Here is a 26,863-nt window from a genome sequence, read left to right on the forward strand (position 1 = left end):
GGACAGTAATCGAACCTGCTTGCAGTAAGGCTATTGATCAAGGACATACAGGCCACAACATGTCAGTTATTCACTTAATAAGATCGTTGGTATCTGCAATCTTAGTCTTGTTACTGGTCGCCTGCGGCGGCGGTGGCGGCGGCTCTTCTGCGCCCGCCGCAAACACCAGTCCCGCGCCAGTTGCAGCGCCCCCCACAGATTCTACTCCCGCGCCGGAACCTGAGTCGAAACCAACTACGTTGGTGTTTAAAGAGGCTGAGGCAGCACGATTCCTAAGCCAAGCAACGTTTGGCCCGACGCGAAATACCATCAACGCTGTGGTGGCTGATGGGCCCGAGGCTTGGCTGCTAGAGCAACTGGAGAAACCCGCAACCTTGCATCTCGAAGCAGTCTTGTCGCAATTTCCTGCGGACGGCCGGTTCTTCGACGAGAATGGTGACACCCTGCAAGAGCTAAAGCCGCTTCCCGCGGTGTCTTTCTGGACAGCTGCCATAAAAGGGGAAGATCAGTTGCGACAGCGCATGGCCTTTGCTCTGTCTCAAATCCTGGTGGTGTCAGCAAACAGCAGCGTCGGCGACGCCCCACAGATCCTGGCGCATTATATGGATACCCTGACCGAGGGCGCCTTCGGCAACTATCGCGACTTGTTGGAACGTGTCACCTATTCACCAGCCATGGCAATCTACCTGACCTACCTGCGCAATCGCCCAGCAGATGCAGAAACGGGCCGGGTGCCAGACGAGAACTATGCCCGGGAGATTCTCCAACTGTTTACGCTTGGACTAGTGGAACTCAAACCCAATGGCCAGCCCGTGAAGGCGGAAGATGGCAGTGATGTAGAACTCTACGACAACAGTGACATCACCGAGCTTGCAAAAGTATTCACCGGTTTAAGCTTCTCAGGGGCCAACTTTGACACCCGCCTAGACCGGGTGCCGCTCGCCTCCTTTCATGCATCGCTAGAAATGTTTGACGAGTATAGCGCAAGTGGTGCCAAACAATTCCTTGGCAATACGATAGCCGCTGGTACTGGCGGAGCAGCGAGCATAGAGCTTGCGCTTGATATCATCTTCGAACACCCCAATCTGGGCCCCTTTCTCGGGCGCCAACTCATCCAACGCTTTGTCACCAGTCATCCCACTAACGCCCACGTGCGAAGGGTGTCCGAGGCATTCGACGCAGGTAGTTACCAACTTCCTGGAGGTGAGGTGATCGGAACAGGGCAGCGCGGCGACCTTGCGGCGATGATCTCGGCTGTGTTGTTCGATATAGATGCAGGCGACGCCTCGGTTACCGATAACCCTGCGTCAGGCAAGCTGCGCGAGCCAGTTATTCGCTTTACTCATTGGGCCAGGGCATTTGAGGTAAACAGTGCCGACAGCAGCAATGAACGAGCTCTGAGAAACACAAGCAGTCCTCAGCTTTTAGGTCAGCAGCCCTATGGCTCTCCCTCCGTGTTCAACTTCTACCGACCCGGTTACATCGCAGCGGGCACTAGTACCGGCGATGCCGGCCTCACCGCGCCAGAACTGCAGATCACCAATGCGGGGACGATTATCGGCTATGCCAACTTTCTCACCCTGTTCGCGCTGCAAAACTCACCCCGGTATGACAACAGTCTCCCGCGGGCCTTTGTGCCCGACTATGCCCCCTACACATCACTGGCCGACGACATCACCGCCCTACTCGACAGTCTCGACCTGATCCTGACCCACGGAACCCTCGCTCCGGAGACACGCCAGCGCATCACTGATGTTCTCGCTAGTATTGACCAGCAAAGCACCGACACCAGCGAGCTCAAAACACAAGCAGCGGTAATTCTGATAATGACGTCGCCAGAGTACATCGTGCTGCGCTAGATGGGGCAATAAAGGAACAGATTATGCATAATCGAAGGCAATTCTTACGCAATACAATGGCTTTGCCACTGCTCGCAGGCGGTAACACTTTGCTGGGGAATCTCGCCAGTTTCCAGGCACATGCAGCGGACATCGAAGGCTATCGCGCGTTGGTGTGCGTTTTTCTTTTCGGCGGCATGGACTGCCACGATACCGTATTACCGTTTGATACTGCGTCCTACAACCAATTTGTTACTGCGCGTAAAACCCTTATGTCCACTTATGACGCGCTGCCACAGGGCTCCTCACGGGCTCAGAACCAATTATTGGCCCTGGAAACCGCCAGCAACCCTTTTGGCGATAGACAATTTGCCCTGCCGCCGCAAATGAACGGTCTGCACTCACTGTTTCAGCAAGGCAAGGCGGCTATCGTAGGCAATGTTGGCCCACTGCTGGAACCGACGAATCGGACCACCTTTAACAATCGCAGCACTGAACTCCCAAAAAGGCTATTCTCGCACAACGACCAACAATCAACCTGGCTGTCTTTTGCACCAGAGGGTGCTCAGGTAGGCTGGGGAGGACGTTTTGGCGATGCCGTTAGCGGTGCCAACACGGAAGCCGTGTTCTCGCAAATATCTCTGTTCGGTAGTACCGTTTTCCTCACAGGCAACAGCGTAGGCGCCTACCAGATCGGCACCGATGGCGTCCCCACGATCCGTGTCGTGGAAGCGGCGCCCGCCGGCGTCTCCGATATGCTCAGAGATCATTTTGCCTCGGTCGGTTCAACCCGCCAAAGTCTGTTTGAGCAGGACTTTATTGACATCAGCCGGGTTTCACTGGATGCCAACGATAAGCTTGCGCTAGCTACAGAAACCCCCCTTGACACTCCCTTTCCTGCGAGCAGCCTGGGCAGCCAGTTACGCGCCGTGGCTGAGACTATTGGCTCTAGGCAGGCCATTGGTGCTAAACGGCAGGTGTACTTCGTGGGCTTGGGCGGCTTTGATACGCACTCGAACCAGGCACAAGCACTGCCGGGACTGCAGCAGACCCTTAGCGATGCAATGACCGCTTTCTACAATGCCACCGAGGAGTTGGGTGTGGCGGACCAGGTCACCACCTTCACCGCTGCAGACTTTGGTCGTACTCTTACGGCAAATGGTGATGGCACCGACCATGGCTGGGGCGGCCATCACTTCGTGGTTGGCGGAGCCGTTCGCGGCGGCAATATTTATGGTGACATCCCCATAGCGCAGCTTGGCCATAATCAGGACGCCGGCAACGGTCGTCTCATTCCTACTGCCTCGGTAGAACAGTTCGCTGCCCCCCTGGGCCAATGGTTTGGTTTAAATAACCAGGAATTGGCCACCGCTCTGCCCGGACTAGCAAACTTTCCAAACGGCGCGCTTGGGTATATTTAGAAGGCACTGGCAATGTAACGCTTCGGCACCCAGTGAATTTGCAAGGCTAGATTAGGGCCGTGGACGTTTCATTTTCGAGCACGATGGACCAAGATTTGCGACGTTTAATGAACGGCTTTAGCCACCTCGCGCAATAGGTCCCAATAATCAAAACCCTCAGGGCTATAGTCTAACCCTCGCCTGACAATGACCAGGTCGAGTGTTGGAACAACGATCACAAATTGACCACGCGTCCCTGCCGTTGCATAGGCGGATGCGGGCACATCTTCACGCCCCTCTGGAACTAACCACCAGTGCCCCCCATAAAAACCACCATGCGACAAAGCAGTGGGTGCTGGTGTGCGCACAAAGGATATCCATTCTTGCGAAATAACTCGCTCACCCTGCCACATCCCATCTTGAGCATAAAGAAGTCCAAATCGCGCGAGGTCTCGAGTATTCGTGTAAACCTGAGAGCTCAAAATAAAATCACCAAAGCGATCAACGCCCACTAGGGTGCTCCTCATGCCAATTTTTTCAAGCAAAGCACGCTGAGGAAATGCCCGGTAATTCTCGCCGCCGCCAAGCGCTTTTTTCATAGCGTAAACTGCTAACAAGGTATCAAAATTTTCATAGTCCCAGTAAGTGCCGGGTTGACGGACCAGGCCGCGATCGCGCATGCCATCAATGGATGAGGCGCCCGCCCAGTAAGCAAGGCTAGATCCGGCTGTATATTTACGGTCAGTATCGTCAACCGGATATAAGCCGCTGGACATATGCAGCGTATGGCGCAAGGTTATAGCATTTCTGGGATCAGCCTCAGGGTGTTTCAGCACCGGCAACCAATCAATATTCAGAGGCTCGTCCAATTGCAACTTGCCTCTGTCGACAAGAATACCAATGAGTGTGGACGCGATACTTTTCGCAGTCGACCACGTTCGAGTGCGGGTATGTCTGTCAAAACCGTCGGCATATCGCTCATGAATTATCTGCCCCTGATACACAACAACAAGACTCGTCGTTACCTCTTGCGAATTGGGCCGCTCAAAGGCCCAGTCCGAGGCAGCCTGCAACGCTTCGATGTTAATGCTATCAGGTATTACCACATCGTTTATCAGGTCACCAACAGGCCAGGCAATTGAGTCAGGATCGTGATCGGGGACTGACAACTCAAGCTTGGGCAACGAATCGATCTCGTTTTCGCTCTGATCAGGCGCCATAACGACGCAACCAATGCCGGCGCGAAAAACCGCACTGACAATAGGACCCGAGTCGCCGCCACCTACGGCTACTGAGCGCAAATTTGAGTTAATTTTATAATCCCCGCCATCAACATCGCCGACAATACCACCGAATCGCTCACCGGCAAGGTAAGCCAATTCTTGCTCAAAAATTCCTCCGAGCTGGCGATGAGAGGTGTAAAGCCCGTTGCACATCAGCACGGCCTGCATACCGTTGCGCACCAACTGGCGGTTAACCGAAAAATAATCATAGGATGCTTGAATATTGATCGATGTGCATAAAAGCAGTGTGATGCTTATATAGCGAAATTGTATACGCATGCTAGTTACCCTACCGTTGTTTATTGCTTTCAGGACACTACGCCAGGCCTAAGAAAACAGTCTAACAGGGATCAGCAGTCCATGACTGATTACCCGTATACATGGCTTCTTCGATGACGTATAGCGCTATTACAGCTATGCTTGAAATACAATTCACAGGTGACAGAAAATGACGAATATAGACCCTGGTAAGGAAGACGAATTCTTCATGGAGGTGGACGCAGCGGCCAAGAAAGCGGTCTGGTGTGCGTTGGCTACAATCAGAAACAATGCACCCCGAGTACGCATGGTTCATCCCACTTGGGAAGGCAAAGTCCTATGGATCGCAACGGGGGCGGAGACTGCGAAAGCGAAAGAAATTCAAAAAAACGCGGCAGTCGATATTCAGTTTCAGGTGGCACCAGATGATTTCGTTCACCTGATGGTTCGAGGAACAGCGGAAGTGAGGGTCGATGCGGCCACTAAAAACAGGGTCTGGGAGGTTCTCGATTACGACCTGACCCGGTTCTGGCCTGACGGGCCAGCAGACGAATCTTACTGCCTCATTCGAATAGAACCATTTCGTGTGGAATTGTCAGAGATGTTCGGCTCCAGAAATAAAAGAGTCTGGCGCTCGCCCAGCGATTCTTGACTTAAAAACCCCGCTCTCGCGGGGTTTCGTGCCACGGAGCACGCGTTAGCTTCTGGTCTCAGGACCAACGTCGTCCGACTCTGCGACAAAGTCTTTCTGGACTGTCGACTCCCCCGCTAGCATTTCAGTCGTGCGCTCAGCTCCGACTGCCGCTGCGAAATCGTCCAGCGCCATGTTATTGCACAGGTATCCATTGCGTGCGTCTCGCAGGCGACCGCTTCCTGGCGCTAGCGCCACCACGGAGTACGCTGATGGAATGCGGTAATCTGCAAGCAATCGAGACAACTCACTCACATCGTCCTGCAGTACTGCGCGACATACTGCCACGGCGTCAGCGGGACCGGCCTGTGGCGCTGCTGCCAGCCCTGACGCCATTCCCAGTCCTGCAACAACCATTGCAGCTTTTACAGTTAAAGTCCTTGTAATCATAGTGTTTTCCTTCCCGTTTTCGTTAAGTGGCACGTGCCGCACCGGTTAAGTGTTGCCTTTGATTCGTCGGACGCCCATAAATGGTTCTGTATGGTAGTTAAATTTCTTGCGCAGATATGAACAAAAGCGAAACAGAAGCTCTGTCACAGTCTTCGCAAAATCGATTAAATCTTGGGATACACGGGTTGAAGAAGGGTTCGACTCGCTAGCTTCAATGCAAGTGACTATCACCTTTGGTTAAGGCGACAATAACGCTTTGGATGGGGCAAGAAAGAAGGAATAGAAAGAGCAATTGAAAGAAAAACTTGGCTTGCGTGTTGAAAACTACCTTGACTGTCTGGAGAAAGGGTCAGTACAACCCAGCCGGTTAAAGCTGGGTCGCACTGCAGTGAGTAAAGTTACATGCTTATGGCGAATTCCATACCGTAACTCGCAGGACGGTTCCAGGCATACCAGCCCGTCAAGCCACCGATTTCAGCAAAATTCGCCTCCCGCTCATCGGTGATATTTCGACCAAAGGCCGATACACGGTAACGCCCATTTTCACCAAAGCTATAGCTAATCGTGGCGTCGAGGTTTTGAATGCTATCGAGCAGACTCTCAGGCTCATTACCAGCAAGCGTGTACACTTCATCGCGCCATCTGTATGAACCCATCAGCGATAGCTCACCGTTACCCAACTGCATCACGTAAGTTGAAGTAATGCCGAACGAGTTTTCTGGAGTATTTCTGGGCGTCAGACCAGAGTTATCCGTTACTACCGTATCGCCGTTCAGGTCTGCATCGAAGCTGTCATACTCGGCATCGAGGTAGCCATAATTTGCGCGCAGGTTCCATGCCTCCGTCACCTGGAAAAGAACCTCCAATTCAGCGCCGAAAATATCTAGTTCACCGGCATTTCGCACAACCGTTGACACGTTGGTAAGGCTGATTGGTATCAGGACAGACTCCTGTTTATCCTCATAACTGTTTAAGAAAATCGTTGGATTGACGATCATTCGACCACCCAACCATTCGCTCTTTAAGCCTAACTCGAAGGTGTTCACATATTCCGGCTCGTACTTGGCATCCACATCGACAAAGTTCGACTGGCGACCAAAATACCCTCCGCTCTTGAAGCCTTCGGTGTATGACCCGAACACCATCATGTCGTCATTAGGTCGGTAACTGAAACCAACCTTGGGAGTCACTTCACTCCACGTCTCATCAAAATCCTGATAAACCGCAGATACATCAGGTCGTGGGCTGCCGTCTTCATAAAATTGACCTCCGTTACCTCCACTGAAGTCTTTTTCTTCCTGCGTATAGCGCGCTCCAGCAGTTAAAGTCCACTGATCATTCAGGTTCCAATCGCCAGAAAAGAATGCGGCAATGGAGGTCGTTTCCTGCTCTTGACCATTGGTCGATAGTGTATTTTCTGTAAATCCAGCACCACCTGGCACACCTGTAATTGCTCCGACCCGGTCTAGGTTGTAATGCAGCTTGCCCACATCCCAGTACTGCTCGTAGGCAACATCCCAGTAATACAGACCGCCGACAAATTGAATAGTATCCGAGAACTGCGACGTTATTCGGAGTTCCTGACTAAACTGTTCCCATTCGTTGAAATAATTCAGGTAGAGAAAATCTGCTGGGGAAGGGTCAAAGTTATTCAAATACTGCTCATCCTTATCCTGGTAAGCAGTGATAGACGTCAACAGAAACTTGTCCAAGTCCCAGTTGGCGGTCAGTATCGCCATCTCGGTTTCAGCCTCCGCATAAGACTCCCTGCCTCCAGTGACGTTATCTTTGTCGCTAGCAGTATCGGTGCTTGCACATCCCACCGGCCATAAGACGCCCTCCAAGTCACATGCAAACGCACCCGGCGTATTGCCGTTAGCGGCCGTTAATACATCAGAATCGTCCTCGAACACCTCGTAATGGAATTTGAGGTCAAAGTCTTCAGTAGGGCGCCAGAGTAACGCGGCGCCGTAGGTTTGCATGTCGTCTCCACCCACATCCTTATCAAGCGTGACATTCTCAAAATATCCGTCGCTTTGGACGCTGCTAACCATCACTTTCATACCCAATGTGTCGTCGATAAGCGGCACATTAACCACCGCCTTGACTTCTTCCCTGCCATCGGTCCCTAGCGCGAGGCTGGCATCCACCCCCCACTCCATGGTGATATCTCCACGAATAATATTAACAACACCTCCCGTAGTGTTTTTGCCGAACAACGTACCCTGAGGCCCGCGCAAAACCTCTATCTGCTTGGTGTCAAAATTTTGCATCATGCTGCCGCTCGCCGTGCCAAGCACTAAACCATCCATGATAACGCCGATTGATGGGTCAAAGCTCTTGTCATACTCCGACGAAGACACGCCTCGAATAGCAATTGATAAGCCACCGGGCGCGGAGCTGTGTTTCCTTAGATAAACATTGGGTGTAAAAGACTGAATGTCATCAAGACGACGGAGACTAGCCTCTTGCAGTTCAGTGGTGAGCGAAGTGACCGATACCGGCACGTCCTGAATCGATTCAGTACGCCTGGTTGCGGTGACGAGGACCTCCTCCAGTGCAAACGTACTTTCTTGCGCTATTGCTACGGTTGGCCCAGCAAGCGTCGCCGCCACAATCGCAGCCAGGGCCGCTGGAATAGTTTTGCGGGACGTGCGTGACGACAGAGATGACCTTGCAGAGCATGCGCTGGCCAGCGCATGCCGGGCTGTCCCGGGCTTCATTAGTGAGTTGGAGTTTTTCATCGATATTTCCTCTTGGGTTTTATAGTTGTTAGGACAAAAGCCGAATCGGCTGGTTTGATACAGGTGTTATCGCGGGGTGTAACATCTCCATGCGCTTTTCAAGCCACTGTTTGCGGCCGCCAATGCAAAAGGGTATCAGCGTGATCACATGATTAAGGTTGGTTTGTCTGATCAGTTGCTCCAGTGAAATCATATTTTGCTGCCACATTAAGGCCACCCCCCATTGGTTGGCAGCAATAATCAATGACAATTCCTGCAGATCGACCCCAGATTTAAGTTCGTCGTTTTCTCTAGCAACCACCAGCGCGTCATAGGCCAGCATTTGCACCCTGCCCACTCTCTCGCCCGCACCGGGGGTGTTTTCGTTCGCAGCAATAACGATTGCGACCACGGTCTTCATAAAGTCTGGGTTATCCCTAAACGGCATCATAGCGAGCTCTGTTATGGCCAGTAACCTGGGAATTCCGGGTGTTGCTAACTGAATTGAGGCACTCGCTACCAGCTCATCAAGTCGGTTGGCGGCTGCTTGTAAGAGCAAACCCTCCCGATTAACGAAAATATTGTAGAGAGTTTTAGTGCTGACGCTGCTCATTTTAGCAATGCGAGCCATACTAATACCCTCGATACCCTCTGATTCAAGTAGTTCTCGAGTGTTAAGCAGGATTTGACTGCGCCTTTGGCGCTGCAAATCAGAGGCATATGGACCGCGCTTTACCGCCATTATTTTTGTTCGGTTAGTGAGCCATAAGTAAAAACTACACCACTATGTAAAATTAAGCAACCCAGGCCATTAGGATATTTTTCCAGAGGTATCGGGGGCCGCTATCGGCGATAATCCGCAAGTGCACTGCCAAACTACCCGCGAATATTGATCAGCCGTTTATGCCTTGGAGGATAACTCGCAGCATTCAAGCGCAGGCTCAACGGCGGTAATATCAGTCGCTTGCAGGTTGTAACCAGCTAGAAAATTTTGTAATCGGATGGAACACAAACACAATGAACGCTGACTATGGACATTGACATGAGTAATACGCAGATCGTGCTGGACTTTATCGCAGCTTGGAATCGAATGGATTGGGATGCTGTCGTCTCGGTGTTCAGCGAGGACGTGCTCTATCACAATATTCCCATGGAACCGTTAAGAGGAAAGGCCGCAGTGACAGAATTCATCACCACTGGCATGGACCTTGATGCCGTAGACTGGCAATTGCTCGCAATTGCGGAAAACGGCAACAAGGTACTCACTGAACGCGTCGATAACTTTTATCTTGTTGGCGGCAAAGCAGTGTCGATGCCGGTTATGGGCACCTTCGAAATCGTAAATGGGCAAATCACCGCCTGGCGAGACTACTTTGACCTGGCGACATTCACTTCACAAATGGCGCACTAGCACTCTGCGATTGGAGCGCGCTAGCGGCACAGGTATTACGCTGTTCCCCAAACTTGCTGGGGCACCTTGCGCAGACGACTGAAGCATCAGCCGGTGAAAAAGTCTCCTCTGGGCACTCCGTTAGGGTCGTACACAGGTTCGGCGTGGTCAATGCGATACTTTAGAATGTCGGTTGCGAGCATCTCGTACTGGCCGAGAAGACCCAGCATATCAGCGTAGTAACGACCGGCCAGGTGTGCATTGAGATCCTCACTGGATTCCCAATTTTCATAAACGTACACACGGCCTGGAATAGTAGGGTCGAGGCTCCAAACGTACTCCCTGCAACCGGCCTGGCTGCGGGTTTCAGCCATTAATTGAGCCGCAGTCTGCACCGCCTTACCAGCATTTTCAGGGCTGAACTCTACCCATCCATTGATAATTACCGTCATAGTGTATCCACGCGTTGTTAATGGTGTCGGAACACTAGCAAACGCTTGTTAAGAAAACAAACAAGGTTGATTGCACCCTAAACAGACGGTATGTTTCTCTGCCAGTGAAGCAACTGAGCGCCCGCTCGATGACTTTCTGAAGTTTGAGAACGCGCAATTTAGGAGAGAACAAGTGACCCAAGCTGTCAATCGCCAGTTTTACCTGGCCCAACGCCCCAGTGGCTTGCCGACTACCGACGATGTCATCCTGCGTGAGCTACCGATACCCGAACCCGGAGTGGGAGAAATTGTTATTCGCAATTTATATATGTCACTGGACCCCGCCATTCGCGGCTGGATGAGTGACGCCCCTAATTACATCGAACCGATCCCTGTTGGCAGTTGCGTGTGGGCAACCACGATCGGACGTGTTGTCGCGTCCAATAGCCCTGAGTTCGCCATCGGCGATATTGCCCTGGGCATGAATGGCTGGGAGGACTACAGCCTTTGTGCCGCAGAGGCTGCCAGTAAAATCGAAGACACGATGGGTCTACCGTTGACCAATTTCTTGAGTATTCTTGGCTCCACCGGATTGACGGCCTACTTCGGGTTGCTCGACATTGGCAAACCTCAAGCAGGAGAGACGCTATTAGTCAGTGGGGCTGCAGGTGCAGTGGGCTCTCTCGTGGGCCAGATCGCCAAAATTATCGGCTGCCGTGTTGTGGGTATCGCCGGGGGCTCACAAAAATGCAGCTGGCTACTGGACGAGTGCGGTTTTGACGAGGTCATTGACTATAAGACCTGTGGGGACCTGACCGCCGCAATTGCAGAAAAATGTCCGGATGGTGTTGATATTTACTGGGAAAACGTGGGTGGTGACATGCTGGACTCTGTACTGCTTAATCTTGCACACGGTGCACGCATTCCTTTTTGTGGCTGGATAGCTACCTATAATGATGCCGAACAGCGCCCGGGTCCAAAAAATCTGTGGCAACTGCTGGCCAAAAGCGCTCGGATGGAGGGTTTTCTGGTTTTAAACTATATACCGCGTTTTCCCGAGGGCATCGCGGCAATGGCTCAATGGCTGCTCGAAGGGAAATTGCATCACCGTGAGCATGTGGTATCCGGATTGGAAAATGCACTGGACGCTTTTCACATGCTGTTTGACGGGCGGAATACCGGCAAACTGATTATCAACATTGGTGACATGGACGACTGACTGCGATAGAGACAACGGTGTTCTGCGGAGCCAGACGTAGCCACTGTAACGCGTTAGGTCAGGAATACGGTGTGTAATCGCCGCTCAGGTCTTCAGATCCCCGGTAGATTACGTGGTAATCGCGTCTTGCAAATACCCAGCGTCCATCTTCGCGAACATACTGATCGTCATATACACCTTCGATATGCAGGCCGTTGCCATCCTGCCCCAACAGGTGCTCGGTGACATACCAGCGCCCGGTTGCGGTATCACCGCTAATATCAATAGTTCCTGAGTTGAGCACCATGAACGCGAATTTGAAGCTGGCCATGGCAGTCTGCCAAAAGCCAAAAAGTTCCTCGCGTCCAGAGACCTCTTGCCCCATCAGGATCCACGTACCATCGTGGCTCCAGGTTGCCTTCCATGCTGCGCCATCAGTGCGGTTTACTGCGTCGATGTAGTTAGCGGCCAGTTCACGTATCGCCAGATTGTCTGCCAGATTTGCATAATCACTCAATGTTTTGCTCCCAATCTACCCAAATGTGTCCAGCTTACTCTGCGTGCAATAGAAAAGAAACAATCCGTACTGTTTTAGGAAAGTGTAGTCTGCTAATATTTAAGCTTCACTCTTGTGTTCATTAGTCGCAGTGGGAAACATATCGATGCGTACAGTATTTACAGAACTCAGCATGCACCCCTTCAGGCGCGCAGCGAGAGCCCCAGTAGCTATCGATGGACCTACCTTCTATTCGTCTAAATCAGCGTTCGAGCACACTGGTATCAGCGCGGTAACAACATCAGAGCGCTCATGCAGCGCCCCACTCCCATGGAGGAACCCAAATGAGCAATAAAATAAATCTGACCGAAGAAGAAATTGCTGCGCGCAGTCCTGCCTACTCCTACCAGGACTTGCTGGACCAGGAAACTAACGAGGTACCCGAAGCACTGCGATCGGATACGGCAACTTACCTGGGATCTGAAGATCTGGACATAGAACGATGGACCTCACGAGCATTCCACGAACTGGAAGTTGAAAAATTGTGGAGCAAAACCTGGCAGATGGCGTGCCGGGAATCACAAGTCAGCAAGCCAGGCGACTATTTCGTTTATGACATCGTTAATCAATCAGTGCTCATCACGCGCACTGAGGCCGGAGAACTCAAAGCACACATTAACAGCTGTTTGCACCGCGGCAGGGCTTTAAAGCGAGGACAGGGCAAGAACGCCAAGGAACTGCGTTGCCCATATCATGGCTTTACCTGGGAATTGAGTGGTGAATTTCGCGGCATGCCCTGTGAGTGGGACTTCGCGCATGTCAAAGAGGAGAACTTTTCTCTGCCAGGCCTGCGAGTCGAGACCTGGGGGGGTTGGGTGTTCGTCAATTTTGACCAGGATTGTATGCCGCTTGAGGAATACATGGGGATACTGCCTGAACATTTTCAGCGCTGGCCCGCAGAGCGGCGCTATGTTGCCATGCACGTAGAGAAAGTCATCAATTGCAATTGGAAGGCGGCAGTAGAAGCCTTTATAGAATCCTATCATGCGATCCATACCCACCCACAGCTAATGCCATACCAGGGAATTGACAACTCACAGTACGACGTTTGGGGTGATAATGTCAGCCGCACCATAACAACCTACGCCACTATCAATCCCAGTCACGAAGACCAATATTCTGAACAAGACTCACTTGACAGTATGCTGGGCGTGGAGGGGGAGCCGGAAAAAGATAATGTTGTTGAAGGAAGGTTTTCTGCTCGTCATCGCTTTGCAGAACTAAATTACGAGGCCTACAGTGAAATGAACGGCGTCGATCTGAAGTCCTTCGCCACGGAAGCGGAAGTGATGGATTCTATTTTGTACCTGCTGTTTCCAAATTTCGCTCCCTGGGCCGGATACCATACTGCACTTACCTATCGCCACCGACCAAACGGTGATGATCACGAAAGTTGCATCATGGATATTTTCTTGCTCAACCCATTCCCTGAAGGTACTGAAAGGCCAGCAGATGCCGCCACTGTGCGACTGGGTGCAAACGAACCTTTTGCAAAAGCAGTCGATGTCATGGGCGAGGGTCTGGCCAACATCTTTGACCAGGATGGTGCCAACCTACCCCAGGTTCAGCGTGGTATGAAGGCGTCCGGAAAAGGCACTATCACCCTTGCCAACTACCAAGAAGTGCGGATACGACATTTTCACAAGACCCTAGACAAGTATCTTAACGCTTGAGCACCGCGGCATTAACCGCCGCGCGTCACAAGCGGGACAGTCACAGCTGGAGGAATACTACGGTCGCGGTTGAGGCGTTTGAGAAAGCGCGAACCCGGCCCAATGACGTTGCTTTTTTTCTTGAGTCAGAGCCAGATGCAACCTATGGCTCAATTGCGGATGAAGCGCGTCGTCTAATTTCTGCATTGCTCGAGCTGGGTCTGGGCAACGGCGATGTCGTCAGTTTCCAGATTCCCAACTGGCGCGAGGGTGCGGTCATCGACATTGCCGCTGCTGCCCTGGGACTGGTGGTAAACCCGATCGTGCCTATTTATCGCGATGCTGAGCTAAGGTTCATTCTCGCTGATGCTAAAACTCGCTTGATGTTTATTCCGCAGTCGTTTCGCAGTATCAACTATCTGGAAATGTTGCTGTCGCTGCGCCCGCAGCTACCTGACCTGGAATACCTAATTACGGTGCGCGGTGACTCAGATAGTCCTGATGTGCTGGCATTAGAAACACTGCTGCAGCGAGATCCGGCCGACGAAACATCGCTGCCCCCGGTAGACCCTGATTCAGTGAAGTGTCGCCTTTACACTTCGGGCACAACCGGTTTCCCCAAGGCAGTTTTACATTCTCACAACACCCTCACCCGCATCATGGATAATTCAGCCGAGCACGCCGGAGTCAGCGCGGATGATGTGATGATAATGCCCTCGCCCATTACTCACATCACTGGCTACGCCAGCGGCATTAACTTTCCGTTTATTGGCCGCGGTCGAACAGCATTGATGGAACGCTGGGACGCCAATCGCTGTATCGACCTTATCAAGCGTGTTAACGGTACTATGTCGGTAGGTGCCACGCCGTTCCTTAGGGAATTACTGGATGCGGCGGAGCAACGGGGTGAGTGTCTACCCAGTATGCGGCAGTTTTCCTGCGGAGGCGCTGCGGTGCCTCCAAATCTGATTCTGAGAGCCTATGAAGTGCTCAAAAACTGCCGAACAACCAGAGTATATGGCAGTACTGAAGCGCCAATTATCACTCTGGGCTGGCGCGAAGATGCACAATTGGCAGCGACCACAGATGGCCAACCCTATGGATACGAGGTGCGCATACTCGATGACAATGGCGCTGATACTCCTGATGGCGTAGACGGAGAAATTGCGGCTCGCGGCCCAGGCATGTTTCTGGGGTATGCGGATGAAGAGCAAAACGCCGACGCGCACACCAACGATGGATTTTTCTTGACCGGCGATATTGGGCGACGAACGCCTGAAGGTGCAATCCTGATTACTGATCGGAAAAAGGACATTATCATCCGCGGTGGTGAAAATCTCAGCGCGAAGGAAATTGAAGATTGTCTCGATAGTCACCCGCTTATCAAAGAGTCGGCTGTGGTAGCGATACCTCACGAACGACTTGGAGAAGGCGTCTGCGCCTTCCTGATCATGAATTCTGACGACGACTCATTATCAACAGCAGAAGTTGCCAGTTATGCAAACGATATTGGCATGGCTCGCCAAAAATTCCCGGAGCGCATTATTAAAGTCGACGACCTGCCCCGCACTCCAAGTGGCAAAGTGAAGAAAGACATCCTGCGAAAGCAACTGAAAGAGAATTGAAAAGTGACTACAGCAAACCGCCAAATCTTACTCAATGCGCACCCTAAGGGTGACTTAAAGCAAAGCGACTTCCGCATGGTCGATGCTGAGATACCAGCCATAGCAAACGGCGAGGTTCTCATTCAAACCTTGTACCTTGCCCTGGAGCCAGCCATGAAGGGCTGGATGGAAAATCGTGCCGACTATGTGTCACCACTGGAAATTGGTGATGTTATGCGCGGCTATGGTACCGGCCGTATTATTGAATCTCGCAATGATCGATTGCCAACCGGGACTATCATAGGAGGAAGCCTGGGTTGGCAGGAATATGTGGTAACGGATGGTAAATCTTTACCGGTAAATGTTTTACCCAATGACATCGACACCCCGGCGGCAATGGGGGTTCTGGGCATTACCGGCCTGACAGCCTACTTTGGCATGCTGGAAATTGGAAAGCCAAGAGCGGGCGATACTGTGCTGGTGTCCGGTGCTGCCGGCGCCACCGGTTCGATAGCCGGTCAGCTAGCCCTGATTGAAGGCTGTCGAGTGGTCGGCATTGCCGGTAGTGATGAAAAGTGTCAGTGGCTGACACAGGATCTGGGTTTTGATGACGCCATCAACTACAAGTCCGAAGATGTTGCAGCTCGCGTGCGGGAAACCTGTCCGCAAGGGGTCAACATCTATTACGATAATGTGGGCGGTGAAATACTGGACATTGCTCTCAATAACCTGTCCGACAATGCGCGAGTGGTTATTTGTGGCGGCATATCCCGCTACAATTTAACGGGAGCAATTCCGGGGCCTAAAAACTACTTCAACCTGGTTTATCGTCGCTCCCGTATGGAGGGGTTCATTGTTAGCGATTTCGCCAAGCGGTTTCCTGAAGCTACCGCAGTGCTTCAGGAACACCTCCATTCCGGGCGACTTAAACACCGTGAAACCATTCTTGAGGGTTTTGAGCGCATGCCCAATGCGCTGATGAGTCTCTTCAGTGGTGACAATATTGGCAAGCTGCTGGTTCACGTTTCGTAAAAAACAAACAGTATTGACTGTATTTTTTTATTGGGTTACGGTGCTCACTTTCACAATCACCACCAATCTGGTGTACTCCGCCAAGGTGATTATTTTATCAGTGCGCGGTTCGACCCAGGGGTCCACTGCTCATCATATACAGTGGAAGTCTGAAGAAATAGCATCAAAGCCAGCGCTTTAGCCAGCGCCACTGATGCGAAAACAGTAATAACAAGTCAGTCTCTTCGAAAGGTAAAGCCATGAGAGCAGCAGTGTTTAAAGAAGTCGGAAAGCCCATGGTGGTTGAGACGATTGCTGACCCAACGCCGGAGGCCAACGAACTGGTCGTCAAAGTGGGCTACTGCGGAATCTGCGGCACCGATCTGCACTCCACTCGCGAAGGCGCCGCTACAGTGCCTTGCGACTCCGTTTTGGGCCATGAATTTTGCGGAGAAGTGGTTGAAACTGGCAGCGCTCTGAAGAGCAAGTGGCAAATTGGAGACCGCGTGGCCTCCCTTCCATTCGTAGCCTGCGGGCACTGTGAATTGTGCGCTCGAGGCCGACCGTTTGAATGCCTCCAGGTGAAGCTAACCGGTTTGGAAGTGCCGGGCGGGTTTGCCGAGTACGTTAAGACCGGTGATGCTGAGACCCTGAAGTTACCCGATCAACTGAGCATGGAAACAGCGGCACTTATTGAGCCTTTGGCGGTAGGCCTGCACGCCGTGCGAGTGTCGCGACTGGCAGCGGGAAGCCGAGTGCTCATTATAGGAGGCGGCCCAGTAGGGTTGGCCGTCGCGCTGTGGGCCCGGTTTATGGGCGCGCGCGATGTCCTGGTCTCTGAGATGGCGCCCACGCGCATTGCGCTTGCCAGTCGCCTCGGTGCTACTGGAACGCTGATGCCGGGAGAAACCCTGGGTGAGCAGTTCGCAGACACCAGTGGCGCTGCCCCTGATATCATTTTTGAGTGCGTTGGCGCACCCGGCTTGATCCAGCAGTGTATTGAACTTGCACCACGCAGGGGGCAAGTTATTCCCGTCGGCGTTTGCGAACAACAGGATAACTTTATGCCGTTCCTGGCTCTGGTCAAGGAATTGAGCATGCAGTTTGCGATAGCCTACACGCGGGACGACTTTGAGACTGTAATCGCGATGCTCGCGCAGGGCAGGATAGATCCAAGTGCAATGGTTACCGATGTTGTTAGCCTGGATGATATGCCAGCGGCCTTCGAGGCATTACGAAACCCCAGCCACCAGTGCAAAGTGCTGACCCGCTTTGACTGACGGCCAATAAATAGCACGGATTATCGAGAGGAGATCACATGGAAAACCTGGAGCAGAGCCAATCGCTGGATGGAATGAAATTGTTCGATACAGAGAACTTAAAATGCCCGTATCACTATGATCGCAGCTTGCGCGAGGCCGCACCCGTCTATCAGGATCCTGACTCAGGAGTATTTGCGGTATCAACCTATGAGTTGGTGCGTGAAGCCCACCGCGCAAAAAATGTGTTTTCCAACGAGTTCACCCTGGCTTTAGGGTCCACTGATAAACTTGATCCAAAAATTCGTGAGGCCACCCAGAACACCTACGACCTTGGCAAAGGCACATTGTTGACGCTTGATGAACCGGGACACACGATGTTTCGCGATGCGGTGAAGGAGCTCTTCACGGCGACGGTGATGGCCCAACACGAGCCCTGGATCAGGGATCTGGCGCGGACCCTTGCTGACAAGCTTGCGACCAAGAATGAGTGCGACTTTATTCAAGAGTTTACCAGGCCCCTGCCCTTGTCAGTGATTATGAATGTGCTGGGCATACCACTAGAGGAATTCGATCGAGCCTTCCAGTGGACACTGGATAATGTCACCGTACTGTCACAGGTGGCCGACCAGGACAAACTACTGGCAGCTCATCATGGGCTCAAAGATGAGTATGACTGGTTTGTCGCTGCCATGGCAGAGCGCACTGACAACCCTCGCGATGACCTACTGACCAAAATCAATAACCTGCGTGTTGAGGGCCGTGAACTCACTGTCGAGGAGAAGCTGTCTTTCTGTACCCAGTTTTTGGTTGCCGGCAATGAAACCACCACAGCAACCCTGGCCGAGGGCATGCGCCAACTCTGTCTCAACCCGGAACAGGAGCAATTGATCCGTGCGGATCGCAGCCTGATTCCAAATCTGGTTGAAGAGTCGCTGCGCCTGGCGTCGCCCACATCAAACATGTGGCGCGTTACGAAGTCTGACTACGAGTTGGGCGGTGTATTGATTCCTGAGGGGAGCGCGGTCCTGCTTAAATATTTCTCCTCGAATCACGATCCCGCGATGTTTGAAGAGCCGATGAAATTTGACGTACAGCGGGCTAACCTGCGACGGCACATAGCATTCGGCTTCGGCAACCATGTCTGTATCGGGCAGCATTTATCGAAACTGGAAATGACTATCGCCTGGGAGGAGTTGTTTGACCGATTCGAAAACTTTTCACTTGCAATCGCAGACGGTGAATTGGAGTACATGCCGAATATTCTATTACGAGGACTCGAAGAGATTCCTATTCGCTATACTGTTGTCGGTGCCTGAAATTGAAATGATGATAAATAAAGCCAGACCGCATCATTAGTTTTATCGACCGGGCACCGCATTCTTCGCTAAAAAGTCGCGGATGTAGGCGTGAAAGTCCGGTTCGTCAGCTTTCCTATCTGCCTCGATGGTCCGCGCGATTTGGGATTCACGCATGCCCCTGTTCCACTCTCGCATCCCCGGAACCTCGGCCAGAATATCCCAGTCTAATTGCCGCGATCCGATAGAGTTGACCACCGAGTTAACATAATGCACATAGACATCAGCCAGGGTCATGTCTGCGCCAGCGATGTAGGGCGAAAATGCACACAATCGCTTCATTGCAGTCAGTCCTCGATTCGTGACATGCCGCGCGTCGTCCAGCGCTTTTTGCGGGGCAGGTTTACCTGAAAATGCATAGGCGATAAGGCGTCGACTGGGCAGTTCCAGATAAAGTTCAGCGACTTTCATGATTTGCCTGATTCCAGCCTTCGCTGCGGGATCCGCGGGATACAGCGGCGCATCCGGATAGGTTTCTTCCAGGTAATCGCAGATAACCGTAGTTTCAGAGAAATGCTGACCGTCCTCAGTCGTCAATGCAGGTATTTTGCCAACGGGGCTGATGGCAAGCCAATCCTCACCGCCGCTATAAATAAGGCGCTCCTGAAACGGAATGCTTTTGTAAAGGAGCACGTACTTGACGATGTTGTAATAGTTACTGGATGCGAATCCGTGCAGGGTTATCATGGTCTTAAATCTCTTCTAATTGCGGTTCATTAAACAACAATGACAGCATTCATCGCTGACACTACTATTGTCGGCGACTGGACAACGCTATCGCGCAGCTCAGTCTTCAAAATTTTACCGATATGACTGCGCGGCAATTCCTTGATCTGCCTAAGCGCCGTGAGTCGTTGGGTTTTACCTAAATCAGCATTAGTGTTGCTCTTGAGTTGATCAAGATCAAGCTCAACCCCATTTCGCGCGACAACAAAGCCGAACGGAGTTTCGCCCCACTCCTTCGAAGGCACGCCAACAACAGCCGCATCGATTACATCAGTTTGTTTCATCAATGCTTCTTCAAGGTCTCGAGGGTAAATATTAAATCCGCCAGAAATAATCATATCTTTTGAGCGACCCATGAGGGTTACAAACCCCTCGTCATCCACTCTACCGATATCACCCATACGCTGCCAACGTCCACCGTTTGCATCATACCAACTGCACTCTTCGGTTTTCTGCGGCTGATTCTGATAGCCCGTCATCATCGTTCGGGACCGGCCAACCAACTCGCCCATTTCACCGGCAGGTAACTGATTAAGATCCTCATCGACTGTAATAACTTCGCTGCCATCCCAGGGAACGCCAACCGTATGCAGTTTGTCAGGATGTGCGTGGGCGACCAGTATGCACACCACCCCCCCCTCCGTCATGGAGTAAGCTTCAATTAAACCCCCGGGCATTCGCGCCAGCACTTCAGCTTTCAGCTCAGCAGAGAACGGGGCGCTAGTGCAATACTTGTGCGTAAAGCTGCTCAAGTCATAGTCATCGAACCCATCAAAGTCCATGAGGCGCTGATACTGGACAGGAACAAGCATTGTGTGGGTAGCTCGATGTTCCTGCGCCAGTTCCAGCCAACGCTGGCAATCGAACTTTGGCATCAGAACTGCAGTACCGCCATAGGCAATTGTGCTTATAAAAATACTGAGAGTGGTGTTTGAATATAGCGGAGTGGAGAACAACGAAACCTGCCCGGGCTTACCATAACGGGCGCCCTCTCCCACGGCCATCTGGTGCCAGCGCATTTTTCGGCTGTGAACAATACCCTTGGGCGTTCCCGTTGTTCCACTGGAGTAAATAATATTAAAGGGATCTTCAGGGCTAACACACAAATCTTTGGGCAAAGCACCATCCTTCGCCATCCAGTCAAACAAAAACTGCACACCTTCAACCGGCTCATTTAACATTATTTGGTTAAGCTGCGGGAGTTCAACCCCACTTTGATTGAGTTCCTGAAGCTTTACGGTGTCGACGAACAAATGGTCTGCACCGCTGTCGGCCATCATGGCAGCCAGTTGTTTCGGTGTTGCCGACGTCGTCAGCGGCGCAGCACAGCCGCCTGCGACTATTGCAGCCAGATAAACCAGTGCATAGCGAACGCTTGTCGCGCCCACGATGGAAACGGCTTGACCTTTAACAAGACCATCAACCTGCAACTGTGCTGCTATTTGATTAATCAAAGGCACAGCTTCAGACCAGCTCAACTTTTCGGTGCCGTCATCTAGCGCAATTCGATCTGGCTGATTGCGCGCATGCGCGTTAACGAGGTCTGCAAATTGCCCGAACGGTTGTTCCAGGTATACCACCGGGTCTATAGTTTCCGGGGCTGTTAGAATAGTCATAACTGAGCTTCCAATCCGTGATTTATGTTGAGCATGGCGAGCCAGGTTAAAAGCGAGGGGCGCGTTTTTGTTTGGCTGCGTTTAAACCCTCTGCAAAATCTTCGCTGGATAATAGCAGCGCCTGATTCGGTAAATTAGCAGTCCACTCAGCCTCCATATCACTAGACAACCCGCGGTGGATTGACTCCTTGATTGTCGCATATGCGGCCTGTGGCAGAGCTGCAAGTTCCAGTGCCACCTGCAGTCCACGAGGCTGCAAATCTTCGGGCTTTACCACTTCACTGACAAGCCCTGCAGTCAGTGCCTGGTCTGCAGGCATCGGAATACCGCGCAAGCACATATCTTTTGCGCGCCCCATTCCAATGATTCGCGGTAGCAGAAATAATCCGCCCAGAGGCGGCATAATTCCAAACTTGATCCATACCTCCATGAATGAGGCGTCGCTTGCCGCTATTCGAAAATCGCAGGCGAGTGCTAATTCACAACCAACAGAAACTGCAGCACCCTGCACCAGTGCAATTGTCGGTTTCTGACAATGCCAGAGACGTCGCGCAGCACCCTGAAAATATTGATATACCTGATCCTTGATTTGTGCGGGTGTTTTTTGCCTGAGGGATTCCAGAAATGCGATATCGGCTCCCGCAGAAAAATGTGCCCCATCCGCCGCGAGCACGATTACTCTAACCGCCTCATCAGCGCTCAAGATATCCATAGCTTCGCAGACTTCAGCCAGGCCTTCCGGTCGCGAGGTATTGTTCACATCGCCCCTGGCAAAAATAATTTTCGCTATCCCGTGATCGAGGTACTCAACGCGAATATCGCTAAAGTGGTTCATAACTTGAGGGGCTTCCGGGGATAATGTGCAAGCTGGAGACCTGCCGTCTGAAGAATTCGCTGTAGACGTGCCAGTTGGACGGGAGGCGAATATTGGCCGTATTTATTGCTCATCAATGAAGTTCCTCCAAAGCTTGGCACTTGTTGAATTTTACACTAACATGTAATATTTGACAAGAATACGCGGGGACCTCGCCCGCCCTTGCTTGAGTGACAGATGGATACAACTCGTGAGTGATAAAAACATTCCGGTGCTCATTGGTGCGGGACAAATAACGGATAAGCGCGATCCAGATAAGGCCGCTACTCCAGTTGAGTTAATGGCTGAGGTAGCCCGGCTCGCGGCAGATGATGCCGGTCCCGGCCCATCATTGCTCAATTGCGTAGACGCGATTGTAGCAGTCGGCATTACCGTGGATAGTCCCGAGGCCAATAATCCAGCAAAAGGGATGTACACCAACATTCCTAAAACCGTCAGTAATTTACTGGGCATTGATCCCGCCATCCAGCTGTATTCGGCCACCGGGGGTAATACGCCGCAGATGCTGGTGAATAAATTTTCGGAAAAGATTGCTCAAAATGAAGTGTCTACCGTATTACTGACTGGCGCTGAAGCACTCAACACAATGATTGGTCGACTAAAAAAAGGACTGCCTTTGGATGACTGGTCAGATGATCCAGGAGGCACGCCACAGATCATCGGCGATCAACGCCCGGCAGCCAGTGAGCACGAAATCAGCTTTGCTATGCAGACCCCCTCCATTACCTATCCGTTATTTGAAAATGCGCTGCGTGGAAAATATGAGTTGAGTTTAGATGAGCATCGTAAAAAATTGGGGGAGCTTTACTTTCGCTTCAACCGTGTGGCCACGCAAAACCCACTGGCCTGGTTTCCCACTCCCCGCAGTGCGGATGAGATTGCCACTCCCAGTGAACTCAATCGCTACGTTGGCTTTCCGTATACCAAATATCTTAACTCCATTATTCAGGTGAATCAGGGCGCAGCGGTGATTCTCACTTCAGTCGCCAAGGCCAGAGAGCTTGGTGTCAGTGAAGATAAAATGGTCTACCTACATGGCTGCGCAGATGCTAACGACATCTGGAATGTTACTGAACGTGTTGATTACCATTCGTCACCAGCCGTGAGAACCATGGGTAAAAAGGCGTTCGCCATGGCCGGCAAAACAGTCGCTGATATGGACTACTTTGATATTTACAGCTGTTTCCCTTCCGCCGTACAAATCGCTTGTGATGAACTGGGCATTGCCCACGATGACCCTCGGGGGCTGACTGTCACTGGCGGATTGCCCTACTTTGGCGGCGCCGGTAACAACTACGTTATGCACTCAATTGCTCATATGATGGGTGTATTGCGCAGCAATCCGGGAACGTTCGGACTGCTCAACGCCAACGGCTGGTTTATAACCAAACATGCACTGGGTATTTATTCGACTACGCCTGTCGATAAAGCCTGGAAGCGGGAGGCCCCTGCTGACTACCAACAGCCTATTCTGGAGCAGCCTCACCCGCCGTTCACCGAAGACCCACAGGGCGACGCCTGTATAGAAACTTATACAGTGCTCCATGGCAGACAAGGCATCGAGCGCGGACTGATCATTGGTCGACTCGCTGACGGGACAAGGTTTGTAGCGCAAACGCCCGGTGATGATGAAACTCTGCGCAAACTGATGCAAACCGATGCGCTTGGAATGTCAGGCACAGTAAACAAGGTTGAAGGGGTAAACACATTCGTACCCAATTTTGAGAGCGTGTAATTTGCGGGGCGAACAATATGAGAGGTCCCTCTATGGGAATATCAAAAGACAGCCCAGCAACACCTGCAAGTTTTCTTAATGCTTACAGGTGTACTTTAAATTTTAACGAGCAATGGGAACAATTATGACCGAGCAATCTGTAAATTATGATGACGTAAAACGTTATAGACTCGACCCGGACAGAGAGCAGGAAATGCTTAAAACGGCCGGCGAATGTACCTTTATTTGGGCAAACAAGGCCGGGCACCCTCTGGGGGTCACCACCGCCTACGTGCCGGTGGATGGTAAGATCTGGATGACAGCTACCCGTGAGCGTGTTCGCATTAAAGCGATTGCCCGTGACGGTCGTTCGGCAATTGTGGTGTCCAGCAAAGGCACCCCCATGGGCGGCGGTAAGACAGTCACCTATAAAGGGCACACGGTCATTCACGATGACAAAGAAACCAAGCTCTGGATGTACGGGCTGCTCGCCGCAGGTATGGCAGTAAAAGGTGCTCAGGACGAGGGTAACGAGTTCACTTCGGGCATTGACCCCGATATGTTCATCCGGTTTCTGGATACCCCTGAGCGTATAGTGATGGAATTCACTGCAGAAATGTCGATACCTTTTGACGGCGACAAAATGGCACAGGGCACGGCTCAGGCTTATGCTGAGTTCGCCGCGGAAGATGAAAATAGCAAGGACTAGGCTGTTGCCCCCTATCCTTCTACGATACCCCATTGCCATATCGTTTGAGGTTCTTGCCTGGCCTGAGCTGCAAAACGGATGGACAGTGCAAACCTCATCCGAACTGGCCGACAATTTGCTCGCCCTCAGCAGCGAATCGCGCCTATAATCGGAAAACTTTAATTTTACTCAAATACGGTAGGTCTTTATATGTCGGCAGTGGCAGTACCCAACTTCGGGGAATTACTCGCACAGTACATTTCTGCAGTCCCAGAAACTGCGGTTCCCGCTTTTCTCGCGCGGCTGGAACGCACTGCAGCGGACCGCTACAGAATGTGGGCAAAAGCTGTTCCTGAACATGCAGAGGGTCTTTTGACCTGTGCTGCACGGGAAGACGATATCGCCGATCGTGCAGAACAAATCTACCCTGCGACAGAAGCCGAACAGATTGCCGCAATGGACAGTGCCATTGTCCCAGCACGTGAGACGTATTATCAGGTTTTCGCTAACCTGACAGCTATTGAACAGATGACAATTCAAGCGAAGGCGGAACGCCAGGGCGCAGCAGCCTGGCGGGCTATGATTGCCGCCGAAAACGATGCAGCCACTAAGGCAAGCCTGGAAAAGATGGCCTTGATTGAAGAAGCAAGTGCTGACTATTTAGACGCATTGCTCAGCGAGCTGATGTAAAGCAGACACCGACATAAAATACTCGCTATGTCAGTTCAAAAACAACGTCGGCACAAGCCTGCCGCAGTTACCGTTAAGCGGCGTTCTGGTTTATTGCAATGCACCCGCGCTACCTAAACCATTGATGTGAGTCTGGAATAATAATGAGTAAATATTATCGATATTACGTCCTCATTATCCTGACCGTAGTCTCGATGGTCAACATCATGGATCGACTGATAATGTCGATCTTGCTGGAAGATATAAAAGCTGAATTTGCGATGACAGATACTCAGCTGGGCTTGCTGGCGGGGTTGGCGTTTGCATTATTTTATGCACTGATGAGCATTCCTATAGCGCGCTGGGCCGATGTCTCTAATCGAAAAAATATTTTAGCTGGCGCCTTAATTATTTGGAGCGGAATGACTGCTTTGTGCGGAGCAGCCACCGGATTTGTGAGTCTTTTTCTCGCTCGGTTGGGCGTCGGTATCGGAGAAGCTGGTGGCAGCCCGCCAAGCTATTCGATAATGGCTGACTATTTCAAGCCGAGCGAACGCGCACGAGCGATGGGCATCTATTTCACTGGTGCCGTATTAGGTACTGGTGGAGGGCTAATTGTAGGCGGCCTGCTTGGCGAATGGCTCGGTTGGCGTATGACTTTTTTCGTCCTGGGTGTACCCGGGGTTTTGCTCGGGGTACTACTGTACTTCACTGTCAAAGAACCGCCCCGTGGCCGCTATGATACGGGCAATCAGGCCTCAAAGGAGGCCACCGATTTAAAGCGCACCCTGAAATCCTTGGCACGTAACAAAGTCTATGTTCGCGTTAGCATTTCTTTTGCGATGCTCACTATGGTCGGCTATGCGATGGCCATGTGGTTAGCACCTATCATGTTACGAAATTTCGATGTCTCTTTGGGGAAGGTAGGCCTGTATCTGGGTATCACCTATATCTGCGGCGGCATACCGGGGCCACTGATCGGAGGCTATTTAACCGATTATATGGTCAAGCTCGATTCACGATGGAGAGCCTGGATACCGGCAATTGCTGTTCTTTGCTCTGTAAGCACCTTTTGGTTTTGTCTGTCTGCCGAAAGCCTCTGGGAGTTTCTCGGATTTTTTGCACTTACTTATGCCATTTTCATGATTCCTCAAGGCGCAAGCATGTCATTGCTGCAATCTTCTGTTGGTTCTGGTGAACGTGCGTTGGGAACCTCGTTTGCCTTGCTGGTCAACAGCATGGTCGGATTGGCCCTAGGCCCCTTACTGATTGGAATATTAAGTGACGCGCTGGCTCCCTCCTATGGTGTAAAGTCGCTGAACTACGCCCTGATGACAGTTTGCGGTATAGCGGCCCTGATCGCCACGCTGTGCTATCTTTGGACCTCCAAAGCAATGCTTTCTGGGCCAGATTTAGATGAAAGCACAGGCAATGCCGTTGAGCAAAGGACTAGCGCCGCGTAAGCCGGTTATAGGCTTCATTCAGCTGTCATGAATCACGTTTAAGGTCGTTTTGAACTTACGCACTTTTTTCT

The 26,863-nt window shown here is 51.8% G+C and carries 23 protein-coding genes; 14 read left to right on the forward strand and 9 right to left on the reverse strand.

Annotated features, from left to right (window positions below; translation table 11 throughout):
- Positions 1-59: 59 nt before the first annotated feature.
- Together EYC87_RS11500 and EYC87_RS11505 are read left to right on the forward strand one after the other, a co-directional pair.
- A complete protein-coding gene (locus EYC87_RS11500; RefSeq protein ID WP_279253004.1) occupies positions 60-1,859 on the forward strand; it encodes a DUF1800 domain-containing protein in 1,800 nt (599 codons plus the stop codon).
- 23 nt (positions 1,860-1,882) lie between these two features.
- A complete protein-coding gene (locus tag EYC87_RS11505; protein ID WP_279253005.1) occupies positions 1,883-3,259 on the forward strand; it encodes a DUF1501 domain-containing protein in 1,377 nt (458 codons plus the stop codon).
- 104 nt (positions 3,260-3,363) lie between these two features.
- Here the strand turns inward: EYC87_RS11505 and EYC87_RS11510 are convergent, their stop codons facing one another.
- Positions 3,364-4,800: a serine hydrolase domain-containing protein gene (locus EYC87_RS11510; RefSeq protein ID WP_279253006.1), complete on the reverse strand. Its 1,437-nt coding sequence runs from the start codon at positions 4,798-4,800 to the stop codon at positions 3,364-3,366.
- 169 nt (positions 4,801-4,969) lie between these two features.
- Here EYC87_RS11510 and EYC87_RS11515 point away from each other — a divergent pair, with 169 nt between their 5' ends.
- Positions 4,970-5,431 (forward strand): pyridoxamine 5'-phosphate oxidase family protein, encoded by a 462-nt coding sequence (locus EYC87_RS11515; protein ID WP_279253007.1) that lies wholly within the window; start codon positions 4,970-4,972, stop codon positions 5,429-5,431.
- Between the two features lie 45 nt (positions 5,432-5,476).
- Here the strand turns inward: EYC87_RS11515 and EYC87_RS11520 are convergent, their stop codons facing one another.
- The 3 genes from EYC87_RS11520 to EYC87_RS11530 form a co-directional block, all read right to left on the reverse strand.
- On the reverse strand, positions 5,477-5,860 hold the full coding sequence (locus tag EYC87_RS11520; RefSeq protein ID WP_279253008.1) for a hypothetical protein: 384 nt from the start codon (positions 5,858-5,860) through the stop codon (positions 5,477-5,479).
- A gap of 398 nt (positions 5,861-6,258) precedes the next feature.
- Positions 6,259-8,604 (reverse strand): TonB-dependent receptor, encoded by a 2,346-nt coding sequence (locus EYC87_RS11525; protein WP_279253009.1) that lies wholly within the window; start codon positions 8,602-8,604, stop codon positions 6,259-6,261.
- 28 nt (positions 8,605-8,632) lie between these two features.
- Complete coding sequence (locus tag EYC87_RS11530) at positions 8,633-9,325, reverse strand: TetR/AcrR family transcriptional regulator (RefSeq protein ID WP_279253010.1); 693 nt, start codon at positions 9,323-9,325, stop codon at positions 8,633-8,635.
- Positions 9,326-9,625: 300 nt separating this feature from the next.
- Here EYC87_RS11530 and EYC87_RS11535 point away from each other — a divergent pair, with 300 nt between their 5' ends.
- Entirely contained in the window at positions 9,626-9,994 is a 369-nt protein-coding gene (locus tag EYC87_RS11535) for a limonene-1,2-epoxide hydrolase family protein (protein ID WP_279253011.1), read from the forward strand.
- Between the two features lie 86 nt (positions 9,995-10,080).
- Here the strand turns inward: EYC87_RS11535 and EYC87_RS11540 are convergent, their stop codons facing one another.
- Positions 10,081-10,425 carry a putative quinol monooxygenase gene (locus EYC87_RS11540; protein ID WP_279253012.1) on the reverse strand — a complete coding sequence of 115 codons (345 nt, stop codon included), beginning with the start codon at positions 10,423-10,425 and terminating at the stop codon, positions 10,081-10,083.
- A gap of 172 nt (positions 10,426-10,597) precedes the next feature.
- On the opposite strand from EYC87_RS11540, the gene EYC87_RS11545 reads away from it, so the two are divergent.
- Entirely contained in the window at positions 10,598-11,623 is a 1,026-nt protein-coding gene (locus tag EYC87_RS11545; RefSeq protein WP_279253013.1) for an NADP-dependent oxidoreductase, read from the forward strand.
- Positions 11,624-11,681: 58 nt separating this feature from the next.
- On the opposite strand, the gene EYC87_RS11550 is transcribed toward EYC87_RS11545, so the two are convergent.
- Positions 11,682-12,119, reverse strand: a complete 438-nt coding sequence (locus EYC87_RS11550) for a nuclear transport factor 2 family protein (RefSeq protein ID WP_007228707.1) — start codon at positions 12,117-12,119, stop codon at positions 11,682-11,684.
- Positions 12,120-12,442: 323 nt separating this feature from the next.
- On the opposite strand from EYC87_RS11550, the gene EYC87_RS11555 reads away from it, so the two are divergent.
- The 5 genes from EYC87_RS11555 (at position 12,443) to EYC87_RS11575 (ending at position 19,003) form a co-directional block, all read left to right on the forward strand.
- Positions 12,443-13,831 carry an aromatic ring-hydroxylating oxygenase subunit alpha gene (locus EYC87_RS11555; protein WP_279253014.1) on the forward strand — a complete coding sequence of 463 codons (1,389 nt, stop codon included), beginning with the start codon at positions 12,443-12,445 and terminating at the stop codon, positions 13,829-13,831.
- Positions 13,828-15,435: an AMP-binding protein gene (locus EYC87_RS11560; protein ID WP_279253015.1), complete on the forward strand. Its 1,608-nt coding sequence runs from the start codon at positions 13,828-13,830 to the stop codon at positions 15,433-15,435. The genes EYC87_RS11555 and EYC87_RS11560 overlap by 4 nt, the downstream gene beginning before the upstream one ends.
- A 3-nt stretch (positions 15,436-15,438) precedes the next feature.
- A complete protein-coding gene (locus EYC87_RS11565) occupies positions 15,439-16,446 on the forward strand; it encodes an NADP-dependent oxidoreductase (protein ID WP_279253016.1) in 1,008 nt (335 codons plus the stop codon).
- 239 nt (positions 16,447-16,685) lie between these two features.
- Positions 16,686-17,705 carry a zinc-binding dehydrogenase gene (locus EYC87_RS11570; protein WP_007228772.1) on the forward strand — a complete coding sequence of 340 codons (1,020 nt, stop codon included), beginning with the start codon at positions 16,686-16,688 and terminating at the stop codon, positions 17,703-17,705.
- A gap of 38 nt (positions 17,706-17,743) precedes the next feature.
- Positions 17,744-19,003: a cytochrome P450 gene (locus tag EYC87_RS11575; protein WP_279253017.1), complete on the forward strand. Its 1,260-nt coding sequence runs from the start codon at positions 17,744-17,746 to the stop codon at positions 19,001-19,003.
- Between the two features lie 42 nt (positions 19,004-19,045).
- On the opposite strand, the gene EYC87_RS11580 is transcribed toward EYC87_RS11575, so the two are convergent.
- The 3 genes from EYC87_RS11580 to EYC87_RS11590 are packed head-to-tail and all read right to left on the reverse strand — an operon-like array spanning position 19,046 to position 22,219.
- Positions 19,046-19,729, reverse strand: coding sequence for a glutathione S-transferase family protein (locus EYC87_RS11580; RefSeq protein WP_279253018.1), 684 nt, complete (start codon positions 19,727-19,729; stop codon positions 19,046-19,048).
- A gap of 29 nt (positions 19,730-19,758) precedes the next feature.
- Positions 19,759-21,384, reverse strand: a complete 1,626-nt coding sequence (locus EYC87_RS11585) for a class I adenylate-forming enzyme family protein (protein ID WP_279253019.1) — start codon at positions 21,382-21,384, stop codon at positions 19,759-19,761.
- A gap of 46 nt (positions 21,385-21,430) precedes the next feature.
- A complete protein-coding gene (locus EYC87_RS11590; RefSeq protein ID WP_007228850.1) occupies positions 21,431-22,219 on the reverse strand; it encodes an enoyl-CoA hydratase/isomerase family protein in 789 nt (262 codons plus the stop codon).
- 229 nt (positions 22,220-22,448) lie between these two features.
- Here EYC87_RS11590 and EYC87_RS11595 point away from each other — a divergent pair, with 229 nt between their 5' ends.
- From EYC87_RS11595 to EYC87_RS11610, 4 genes are all read left to right on the forward strand, one after another.
- Positions 22,449-23,993: an acetyl-CoA acetyltransferase gene (locus tag EYC87_RS11595; protein WP_279253020.1), complete on the forward strand. Its 1,545-nt coding sequence runs from the start codon at positions 22,449-22,451 to the stop codon at positions 23,991-23,993.
- Positions 23,994-24,117: 124 nt separating this feature from the next.
- Entirely contained in the window at positions 24,118-24,681 is a 564-nt protein-coding gene (locus EYC87_RS11600) for a pyridoxamine 5'-phosphate oxidase family protein (protein WP_279253021.1), read from the forward strand.
- Positions 24,682-24,870: 189 nt separating this feature from the next.
- A complete protein-coding gene (locus tag EYC87_RS11605; RefSeq protein ID WP_279253022.1) occupies positions 24,871-25,350 on the forward strand; it encodes a hypothetical protein in 480 nt (159 codons plus the stop codon).
- 143 nt (positions 25,351-25,493) lie between these two features.
- Positions 25,494-26,792 carry a spinster family MFS transporter gene (locus EYC87_RS11610; RefSeq protein ID WP_279253023.1) on the forward strand — a complete coding sequence of 433 codons (1,299 nt, stop codon included), beginning with the start codon at positions 25,494-25,496 and terminating at the stop codon, positions 26,790-26,792.
- The last annotated feature ends 71 nt before the right edge of the window (positions 26,793-26,863 follow it).

The organism is Candidatus Seongchinamella marina (genome assembly GCF_026262685.1).
In the GTDB taxonomy this organism is placed as follows: domain Bacteria; phylum Pseudomonadota; class Gammaproteobacteria; order Pseudomonadales; family Halieaceae; genus Halioglobus; species Halioglobus marinus.